Annotated in this window: 9 protein-coding genes; all 9 read right to left on the bottom strand. The window is 38.0% G+C overall.

Features of this window, described 5'->3' with window-relative positions; translation table 11 throughout:
* A partial coding sequence (rlmH, locus tag RUH74_RS23645) for a 23S rRNA (pseudouridine(1915)-N(3))-methyltransferase RlmH (protein ID WP_313805186.1) occupies positions 1-455 on the bottom strand: 455 nt, incomplete at its 3' end.
* Between the two features lie 80 nt (positions 456-535).
* Positions 536-697, bottom strand: a complete 162-nt coding sequence (locus RUH74_RS23640) for a CxxH/CxxC protein (protein ID WP_313805183.1) — start codon at positions 695-697, stop codon at positions 536-538.
* Between the two features lie 157 nt (positions 698-854).
* Entirely contained in the window at positions 855-2,084 is a 1,230-nt protein-coding gene (locus tag RUH74_RS23635; RefSeq protein ID WP_313805181.1) for a S1C family serine protease, read from the bottom strand.
* A 236-nt stretch (positions 2,085-2,320) separates the two neighbouring features.
* Complete coding sequence (locus RUH74_RS23630; RefSeq protein WP_313805178.1) at positions 2,321-3,115, bottom strand: MBL fold metallo-hydrolase; 795 nt, start codon at positions 3,113-3,115, stop codon at positions 2,321-2,323.
* A 6-nt stretch (positions 3,116-3,121) separates the two neighbouring features.
* Positions 3,122-3,919, bottom strand: coding sequence for a two-component system regulatory protein YycI (locus RUH74_RS23625; RefSeq protein WP_313805176.1), 798 nt, complete (start codon positions 3,917-3,919; stop codon positions 3,122-3,124).
* Entirely contained in the window at positions 3,906-5,243 is a 1,338-nt protein-coding gene (locus tag RUH74_RS23620) for a YycH family regulatory protein (protein ID WP_313805173.1), read from the bottom strand. Before RUH74_RS23620 ends, RUH74_RS23625 begins: the two co-directional genes overlap by 14 nt.
* The gene (gene walK / locus RUH74_RS23615) at positions 5,240-7,063 is read right to left on the bottom strand and encodes a cell wall metabolism sensor histidine kinase WalK (RefSeq protein ID WP_313805171.1); all 1,824 of its coding nucleotides are present in this window, start codon (positions 7,061-7,063) and stop codon (positions 5,240-5,242) included. Before walK ends, RUH74_RS23620 begins: the two co-directional genes overlap by 4 nt.
* A gap of 9 nt (positions 7,064-7,072) precedes the next feature.
* On the bottom strand, positions 7,073-7,783 hold the full coding sequence (gene yycF, locus RUH74_RS23610; RefSeq protein ID WP_313805168.1) for a response regulator YycF: 711 nt from the start codon (positions 7,781-7,783) through the stop codon (positions 7,073-7,075).
* A 210-nt stretch (positions 7,784-7,993) separates the two neighbouring features.
* On the bottom strand, positions 7,994-9,469 hold the full coding sequence (locus tag RUH74_RS23605; protein WP_313805165.1) for a peptidoglycan DD-metalloendopeptidase family protein: 1,476 nt from the start codon (positions 9,467-9,469) through the stop codon (positions 7,994-7,996).
* Positions 9,470-9,915: the final 446 nt, after the last annotated feature.

The following is a 9,915-nucleotide window of genomic DNA, read 5'->3' as shown; positions in this document are numbered from 1 at the left end:
AAAATCCGAAACGCCCGATAAACCTGCTCCACCAATATTAGCCTCATCAACTGATGCGGAAACGTCATCTTCGAAAAACTAAGTTTCTCATTCGCCCGCTGCAAGACCTCAGAGCTCAGCCCTAGCGATCCTCCGATCACAAATGTCACTTTGCTTTTACCATATGTAGCTAACTTATCCAGCCCATCAGCCAATTCCTCCGATGTTTTCATTTTCCCCTCAATCGCAAGAGCAATGACATGTGCGTCTGGATGGATCTTTGATAAGATCCGCTCGCCTTCCTTTTGTTTGACTTGGAGCATTTCTGTCTCGCTTAGTTCTTCTGGGGCTTTTTCGTCTGGGACTTCGATGATTTCTATTTTTGCGTAGGCCGACAGTCTTTTTAAATATTCATCGATTCCTTGCTTTAAGTATTTTTCTTTTAGCTTGCCAACCGTTATTATTGAGATATTCACAGGTCATCCTCACTTTGTAAACAAGATATCCACATTAGTTATCCACATATCCACATTTTCTATCCACATCTTGTGTGAGATCATTCGTTCGCCACAAGATATACAGCATGATTTTGACAATATTCACAGGTTGTTGATAACTCTTCTTCCTTTGATATCTTTGATAATTGCGGAAAGGTTTCACACTCATCCACGACTGTATCTATTGCTATATCAACATGTTCCTCGCAGCTATAAATCATTTAAGCATTCCTTCTTTCTTCATTTTCTCTTGTGTTTATTATTTGAATTGTGGATAATTTTCATTCCGATCCCAATTCCTACTTATCCACATCTCATCATATCAAACCAATAAAAAACAGGAAAGCCTCACTGTGCTTTCCTGCTCTAGTTAGCTATTTAGAATGTTTCTCCGCTCAGTTTAATGGTTGCTTCTTGAAGCTTTCCTGCTCGGTAAAATTTCACTTTCATCTGATCGCCGACTTTTTTCTGATTGTACAAATGCTTTCTTAGCTGAATGACATCAGCAATTGCTTCGCCATCCATTTCAACAATAACATCCATTTCCTTTAAGCCAGCTTGTGCTGCAGGTGAATTCGGTTCAACAGATGTAATTGCAACTCCAGATTTTACATCTCGAGGCAGTTTTAATGCCTCTTGCTGATAATAGCCAGGGATTTCACTTACTGATGCTAACTGAATACCCATGTACGGTCTTCTTACTTCACCGAACTTCTCTAGGTCCTCAATGATAGGGCGCGCATAATTGATTGGTATAGACAATCCGATTCCTTCCACTGCTGATTCGGCAATTTTCATTGAGTTAATGCCGATAACTTGACCGCTAATATTGATTAATGCACCACCGCTATTTCCTGGGTTAATAGCTGCATCTGTTTGGAGAACCTCAGCCTGCCAATCTGCTGTCCCATTTTGGTCAATATCAACTGGTACCGTCCGTTCTAATCCAGAAATAATCCCTTGTGTGACAGAGCCCTCAAATGTGCCTAATGGATTTCCAATTGCAATAACTGGTTCTCCTATTTTCAAGGCACCTGAATCTCCAAATTCAGCAACGGTTTTAATATCTTTGGAATCCACTTGTAGAACAGCAAGATCCGTCCAAATATCACTGCCCACAAGCTTAGCAGGGATTTTTGTTCCATCAGCGAGACTTACCTCTAGCTGCTGTGCACCTTCAACTACATGATGGTTTGTGACGATAAAGGCATATTTCCCTTGTTTTTTATAAATAACGCCTGATCCGGTTCCTGCTGGTACGCCATCCTTCCCGTCATCTCTAGACCAGAAGCCTGCCGCTTGAATATTTGTAATGCTTACAACTGCATCACCCGCTTTATCAACGGCTTTCGTTACATCTGTTACGACATTAACGGATACGTTTTGGGTAGGAATATTTTCATTTCCATTATTCGCAGCTTCTTCTTGCAATTGATTATTTGGCTCAACTGCATACGGCAAAACATTGTATTCGGCAAGCTTAGGAATTGCAACAATGACAAGAATGGCTCCAAGAATAACACCTACTAGGCTTGCTAAAAAATAGCCGCCTTTATTTCCTTTTTGTTTATTGGATCGATTTTGATAATCTTGATCATAATAGCCCACACTGCACCAGTCCTTTCTTTTCATATCAGATTAATGAATGAGAGAGCTAAATGTTGCCTTTATGTCATTATTAGTCCTAGAATTTATTCTTCCTTCTTACCCATTATTATACTCCCTCATTTTTAATAAGCTAAGAAAAATGCAGCTGGAATAACCAAATTTACGACTTTGTTCATAAGTTTGATTAATTTTGTTAAAAAAATGAGCATCGCTAAAAGCAGTGCTCATTCCTTCAATTAAACTGCTGTTAAGGCAGTTGGGATTTTCGGGTCTGTATCAAACAGATCGAACTGTTCCCCCACCCTAATTCCTCTGCTCTCAAGTGTTTGTGCAACAGCCATTCTTGCTAAATCTTTCATATTATTATCCTGACTTAAATGAGCCAAATAAATACGCTTCGTTCGGTCACCCGCAACCTCACTCATCGCAATTGCCGCATCCTCATTGGACACATGGCCAACATCACTTAAAATTCTTCTTTTAATACTCCAAGGATACCTTCCCATTCTAAGCATTTGTACATCATGATTACTCTCGAATACATATGCATCCGCATTAGATATAAGGCCTTTCATCCGGTCACTTACATAGCCTGTATCTGTAATAATAACAACTTTCTTCTCTCCATGATGAAAAACATAGAACATCGGATCTGCCGCATCATGGGAAACACCGAATGATTCAATATCTAAAGCACCGAATGTCTTTACGGTTTCCATATTAAAAACAAACTTCTGCTCAACAGGTACCTGTCCAATTAAGCCATCCATTGCCTGCCATGTTTTCTCGTTTGCATATACAGGTAATTTATACTTTCTAGCAACGACCCCGACACCTTTAATATGATCACTATGCTCATGTGTAACTAAAATGCCTGAGAGCCTCCCCATATCCCGGTCAATTTTTTGAAATAAGGCTTCCATCTGTTTTCCGCTAAGACCGGCATCAACTAAAAATGAATGATCCTCTGTCTCAACATAGATTGCATTCCCCGTACTTCCGCTTGCGAGAACGCTAAATTGCAAGGACATATTCTCTCACTCCACTATTTTTTTCTCTTCGTTGTTTAATTGCATAACCTGCCCCTCAATTGCATGGACAAATACATTCTCTTCTTCATTAATCACAAAGCGCCAAGCTGGCGTCAGCACCTGAGATGTACCTGGAACAAAGGTAACATAGCCTAGCTCTACATTTGTTATTTTGCTTTTTGGCTTTAATGAGCCGTTTTCATATAATGTTTCAATCGCTTTTAGCGGCTGGATTATTTTTTCTTTTTCCGAAAGTTCTTCGATATTTTCTAGTATGGTTTGCTGATAGGAAACAATATCATTATTTTCGGGATTCAGCCAAATAGTCAATTCGCCGCTAATATTTTCATAGAAAACTTTGTCTTTAAACTTCTGGTAATAGGTGATTTTGTTTCCATCTTTCCCCCAGAAACGATACTGATCGCCATATAGTACATGGTTTTTAACGAAAGAGTTGATCTCGGACGTATCTAATTTATCACTTAACTCATATGGTTTATCAAGAGTTGCAGCTAAAACAAATCCATCATTTACTGTCACTTGCTGCCCTTTTAGCTTTGGATCATCTAAGCCATCATCATTCGTAAAGTTTTTAGGCGTAGCACTTAAATAAATATCTTTTTGAAAGTTTTTAGGAAGCTCTCCATACTCAATTTCATCTGCCTTCAATCTTTTATCAAATGAAGGTTCCGCAATAACTTCAAGTTGACTGGAATCCTTTAATTTAAAGAACTCATACATTAAGTAAATGTCGAGTACTAAGAAGGTCAATATAAAGATTGTTTTTATCTTACTCCAATCCATGATTGCCCCCTCCTATTTCTTCAAAGGAAATTTTATTCCATGAATCATTGTATTTATAATACCAAGCTGGTTCAAGATAAACTAAGATAGTGTGTAAATCCTTTGTCATAGTATACCCTATTGTCATATCCTGCAGCTGATCAAGATGTACACCTTCCATTTTTTCTAGCCATTCTAATGCCTCTTGGCCAGAGCGCAGAATTGTTTCAGATGGATCCGGCGTTTGAATACCCAACGAAAAATTACTGCGAGAATACTCCAATATCTCATTTTGCCCCCATGTATGGCTTATTTCGGAGATTCCATTCGCATCACTAAACACGGGATACCCATTATTCTCATAAAGACGGAACAATACGCGATGATTCGATTCATCAACCTTTACATATTGATAATTTCCTGTCCATCCGCCATGTTCATTAACAAAATCAATGCTTCTTTTCAAAAGATTATCTACAGGAAACTGTTTCTCATTACTTTCAACCGGGTTTACATATGAAAGTGTATTTTTATCATAATCCACCCGCATTAGACTTGAGTAATCCTTATACTCTACCCCTGAGCCGGAGGACTGATGATTCTTCTGAACCACACTCAGATTTTTAAATAAAGCGTTCTTATATTTTTCATAATCTAATGGCTTTGATAAATATTGATACCTTAACATTTTTGTTTCATTTGACGGCAAAAAGAGCAATCGATCATCAGAAGCTTTATACGGGAAATAAGAAGAATAACTTAAATTGTATTCCACATTTTTAAAGAAGGCATTATTAAAGTTATGGACGAAAGACGAAGCAACATGGCTTCGATATGCCTTTTTCTCTTTAGACGATATGAAATAAACATAGCCTTGTTCCTTCTGCGTTCCACCTATATCAATAACAATGTGATCAAATTGAAAATTAGGCAGTTTCTTATCTTTAATATCGATAATCGAGCGATAAAGATCGATTGGCACCAAGTCTGGAAATTCAATGACCGCTTTCCCTGAATTATGAATAAAAGTGGGATAACTGCTTATTCCCCCTGAAACATTCTCAAAATCTGCATAATTCCATCTGCTTATTTCAGCAATCACTTTATTAATTTCATTTGTATCAACTGTTCCGAAATGCTTCTCTTTATCAAGATGATAAAAAATACGATCAGGCTTAACAATTTCCCCGACTTCCTTTTTGTCGCTTATTGCTACTTTTTCAACCGTATTCTGTTTCTGCATCACTTCTAAATTTGGCTGGTATGTCCAAATACTCCATGTCAATAAAATACTAAAACAGACTAAAATGACCAATATGACTGATTTAATATTTTCATATGTCATTCCCAATCATCCTCTTCAGTACGAGCATAAGGCAGGCTGAAAAAGATCGTTGTTCCTTTTCCCTCTTTACTCATCGCCCATATTTCACCGCCATGTGCTTCAACCATTTCCTTAGCGATAGCAAGACCTAGACCTGTGCCACCTAGCTTTCTTGTTCTAGCTTTATCTACTCGATAAAACCGGTCAAATATTTTATCAATATTTTCCTTTGGTATTCCTACTCCTTGATCAGAAACACTTACAATAATCATGTCCAGCTTTTCCTCGACACGGAATGTAACCTTGCCGCCTTCTGGGGAATACTTCAATGCATTAGAAATAATATTATCTAGCACTTGTGTAAGCTTATCCGCATCAATCTCGACAAATGCAGCATGATCAGGCAGCCTTCTGTCAAAAATAACATTTTGATGCTTCGTTAATTCAAATCGATCGATAATCCGATTATAGAAAGAAATAAGATCGATCCACTCTTTTGTCAGACGGTAATCCTTGCTGTCCATTTTTGATAATTGCAGCAAGTCATTCACAAGACGAATCATCCGTTCTGTCTCATTTTGCGTTACTTCTAAAAAGTTCGGTGCGATTTCTTTATCCTGCCATGCCCCATCTGCAAGTGCTTCTAAATAGCTTCTCATCGTCGTTAATGGTGTTCTTAACTCATGGGAAACATTTGCAACGAACTCCCGGCGTTCCATCTCAATTTTTTCTTGCTCTGTAATATCATGAAGCACCGTAATAAGGCCATTGACAAATCCCGTTTCCTTTTGAATAACAGAGAAGTTTGCTCGTAAAATTAATGTTTTTGAAGGCTCACTGTAATCCAAAATAACTGAATCTCGTTCTGCAAGCAGTTCATCAAACGTATAGTCCTCATCTAATCCAAGAAGTGGAACAATGGGAGAGGATAAAACTGTTTCACGTGAAACATTCAACATTTCTGCGGCTGGTTCATTAATTAAAATGACTCGTCCCTTACGATCAGTTGCAATCACACCATCCGTCATGTAGGAGAGAACGGATGATAGCTTTCGCCTTTCCCCTTCTGTTGTTGCCTGTGCCTCCTGCAGTTTTTTCGTTAAGTTATTAAATGTCATGGCCAGCTGCCCAATTTCATCATAGCCATAAACCTTAACTTTTCGGGAAAAGTTCCCTTTTGTCATTGCAAGTGCCTGTCTTCTCATATCTGACATTGGCCTTGTAATCGTTTGTGCCAAAAGAACACCTAATACGGCAGTAATTGCTAGCGCTATCGCTGTACCAGAAATAAAAATATTATTGATTTGCCTCATTTGCTGAAAGACATTTTCAATTTTTGCAACTAAATAAATGGCACCTTTTACTTCGCCTTTATGCTTAATCGGTGTTACTAATACCCAGATGCGATCTCCCGAACCATCAATTCGATCCTCGATTGATTGCTGAGCGGTTGCCAGTGTCATCCTTGTAAGGGTTTCTGTTGCCCGTTGTGACACAACGCCTTGATTATCCGGATCAGATGTCCCAAGAATCTTCAGTGAATCGTCAACGACCTGTACTTCCGTAATATCAGGTGAGTAAAAGTCTCTCAATAATTTATAAACATCGTCTTCAAGGGTCGTCTCATCATCCGGCAAACGATCCTTCGTCATTTGTTCTTCAAGATAATAGGCAAGCAAATTCACACGGTCTTTAATGGTTGTTTTAAAGTTATCCTTCAACGTAAACTCTAACTGGCGGACAAAATAAACACCAATAATCTGCATGGCAATTAGAATTAACAGGACATAGATAATGACAAATTTAAGGTGAATTGAACGAAAAAAACCAACTTTTTTCATTAGTGTTCCTTACTCCTGTTCAGGATTTCGCAAGTAATACCCTACTCCTCTTCTCGTAACAATCCAGGTAGGATGACTTGGGTTATCTTCAATTTTTTCTCGAAGACGTCTAACCGTTACGTCCACTGTTCGGACATCTCCGTAATAATCATAGCCCCAAACCGTTTGCAAAAGATGCTCCCTTGTCATTACTTGTCCAATATGCTTAGCCAAATAATGGAGAAGCTCGAATTCACGGTGTGTCAGCTCAATCGTCTCTCCGCGTTTAGAAACAATATAGGCGTCCGGATGAATCGTAAGAGAGCCTACCGTAATTTCATTTGACTCCTCTTCCTCCACCGCGTTTGCAGTGATTTGCTGGTGACGTCTTAAATTCGCTTTAATACGCGCGATTAACTCTCTCGTACTAAAAGGCTTCGTTACGTAATCATCTGCCCCAAGCTCGAGTCCGATAACTTTATCAATTTCGGAGTCTTTTGCCGTCAGCATGATAATAGGCATATCATACTTTTTTCTAACTTCTCGGCAAACTTCAATCCCATCTCTTAAAGGAAGCATAATATCAAGAAGAATCAAGTCAGGTTTTATTTCCTCCACCTTCTCCAATGCATCGTTCCCATCATAGGAACAGTAAACATCATATCCTTCTTTCTTTAAGTTAAATTGCAAAATATCAGCAATTGGTTTTTCATCGTCAACAACTAGAATTTTTTTCTCCATATGGTTCTCCTTTTTCTATTAGATTATTGGAAGGAAGTATATTTTTCATTATTCATATATGCTCTCACATTTACTTTACCATTTTATATATGAGAATACACGTATTAGAAAGATGTTACAGTTACAGTTTCAATTTCAGATTCTATGTCTTATTAAGGAAGTAAAAAAATCTCTAGTTTAATGAACTAGAGACTTTTTTATATCGGCTTATTAACGAATATAATTTAACGGATTTTGCACTTCTCCATTTTTGTGAATTTCAAAATGCAAATGAACGCCTGTTGAGTTCCCAGTAGAACCCATAACACCGATTTTTGAACCCTTAGATACGGTTTGTCCTACATTCACATCGATAGATGAAAGGTGAGCATAGATTGTTTTGTAGCCATTATTATGGTCAATGACAATCTTATTTCCGAAGCTGCCATCATACCCTGCTGACACAACCACTCCATTATCCGCAGCCTTTATGGTACGATTGCTCGGTCTAGCAATGTCAATCCCTTTATGCATTCTTCCCCAGCGATGACCAACCTTGCTTGAAATATATCCGCCATTTGCAGGCCAGATAAAACTTCCTTCTCCACGAGACGGGACGACTTTCGTCCCTTTCACTACAATATGTTTAACCGGCTCTTGTAGAACCTCTTCTTTTGCTAGTTTCTTTGTAATCACTTGGCCATTCTGTTCAGATATATGATAGGTTGCCGCGCGCATACCGTCTTTTCCTTCTTGTTTAACCTTTGTGTCTCCTTTAAACATAGAAGAATCTTCAACAACCTCTTTTTCAAATGGTACTTGTTCTTTTGTAAAATATTCCTTTTCAACGATCACTTGTGCATACGGTTTCAAAACAGTAACATTTAATTCCTGATCAATTTGAAGAAGCGAATCCTCCGTTAACCCAGGATTAATGTCAAGCAGCTGTTTAATTTCAAGGTTATGTGCATGGGCAATCCCCCCAAGTACATCCCCTTCTTTCACCTTATATTTCACTTCTTCTACTGAGCCTTTTTCAAGAAGCTTTATTGCATCTGCAACTGATAATATTTTCCCTGGTTCAACTTTTTCATTGGAAATTGTCACTTCTTTAGATAACCGAACGTCTAATATACGAGTTTCATTTTCCTTTAATGGGGGTAATGTATTGCTATCAGAAGCTTTTTGTGCCTCTAGTGCTTTTAATTGAGCCTCAGATACATATTTAAGCTTTAATTGGTCAATTACCGCTTTTGCCATCTCTGCATTTTCAACATAAGCGACTGGATTCCCATCGATTACCAACGCAGAGGCATCTGCCTTTACACCGATCTCCTTCACAACTTGCTCTGCTACCTCTGAATTATTCGTAGCAGCATTAGAATGAAAAACCTGCTCTGGAATATATGTAACCTCAGATGCCACAGATAAATTAAGACTCTGATATGCATCTTTTGACTCGGACAATTTTTCATTCACTATATTTTCTATTATGCTTTTATCCGAGACTGTTCCTATGTATTTATCATTCATGTAAACATAATAAACAGTTGTTAGCTTCTCATCATTTGCTAATGCAGAAGCACCTCCCGCAAACGAGAGTGCAGCTACAGCCACTGCTGTAATGGCTGTCTTTTTAAATCCAGTTGTCATTTTCTTATATGTAAAATTTTTTAACGTTCCTATTTTTTTTATTGAATCTTGCATTGTTACATCCTCCTAGACTACGGTACCAAACACACTTTCATATAGTGCTATGTAACTATTTTTTGATTCCTGTAAAATTTCACCTCTTTACTTTATCATAAAAGCCTCTTCGTTGATTACTAGACTTCATAATGTAACAGAAATGTATAATAGATGACATTTTATTGCCATTTATCTTAAAAAAAGCAAAAAGCATGGCAGGAAATGTCGAAATAATTAACCAAGAATACAGGTTAAAATGCCTATATATCATAGTTTTCGAAAGTTTCTTAACCTTAAAGGCAAAATATCAGGAAAAGAAGGAAAGCGCTTCTTCCCCTAGGGAGAAATTACCTTAATGTTACAATTGTGTAACAAAAAAGGAGTATGATGGAATCATACTCCTTTTTTCGATGGCTCAGGACGGAATCGAACCGCCGACACAAGGATTTTCAGTCCTTTGCTCT

Source organism: Cytobacillus sp. (assembly GCF_032154635.1).
Classification (GTDB): Bacteria; Bacillota; Bacilli; order Bacillales; family Cytobacillaceae; genus Cytobacillus.
Note: the sequence above shows the minus strand (reverse complement) of the source record. Positions and strands in the feature narration are given on the sequence as shown.

Excerpts from the sequence above, each read along its gene's own strand:
- RUH74_RS23640 (WP_313805183.1), bottom strand. The coding sequence starts at position 697 with ATGATTTATAGCTGCGAGGAACATGTTGATATAGCAATAGATACAGTC.
- RUH74_RS23630 (WP_313805178.1), bottom strand. The coding sequence starts at position 3,115 with ATGTCCTTGCAATTTAGCGTTCTCGCAAGCGGAAGTACGGGGAATGCA.
- RUH74_RS23625 (WP_313805176.1), bottom strand. The coding sequence starts at position 3,919 with ATGGATTGGAGTAAGATAAAAACAATCTTTATATTGACCTTCTTAGTA.
- RUH74_RS23620 (WP_313805173.1), bottom strand. The coding sequence starts at position 5,243 with ATGACATATGAAAATATTAAATCAGTCATATTGGTCATTTTAGTCTGT.
- walK (WP_313805171.1), bottom strand. The coding sequence starts at position 7,063 with ATGAAAAAAGTTGGTTTTTTTCGTTCAATTCACCTTAAATTTGTCATT.
- yycF (WP_313805168.1), bottom strand. The coding sequence starts at position 7,783 with ATGGAGAAAAAAATTCTAGTTGTTGACGATGAAAAACCAATTGCTGAT.
- RUH74_RS23605 (WP_313805165.1), bottom strand. The coding sequence starts at position 9,469 with ATGCAAGATTCAATAAAAAAAATAGGAACGTTAAAAAATTTTACATAT.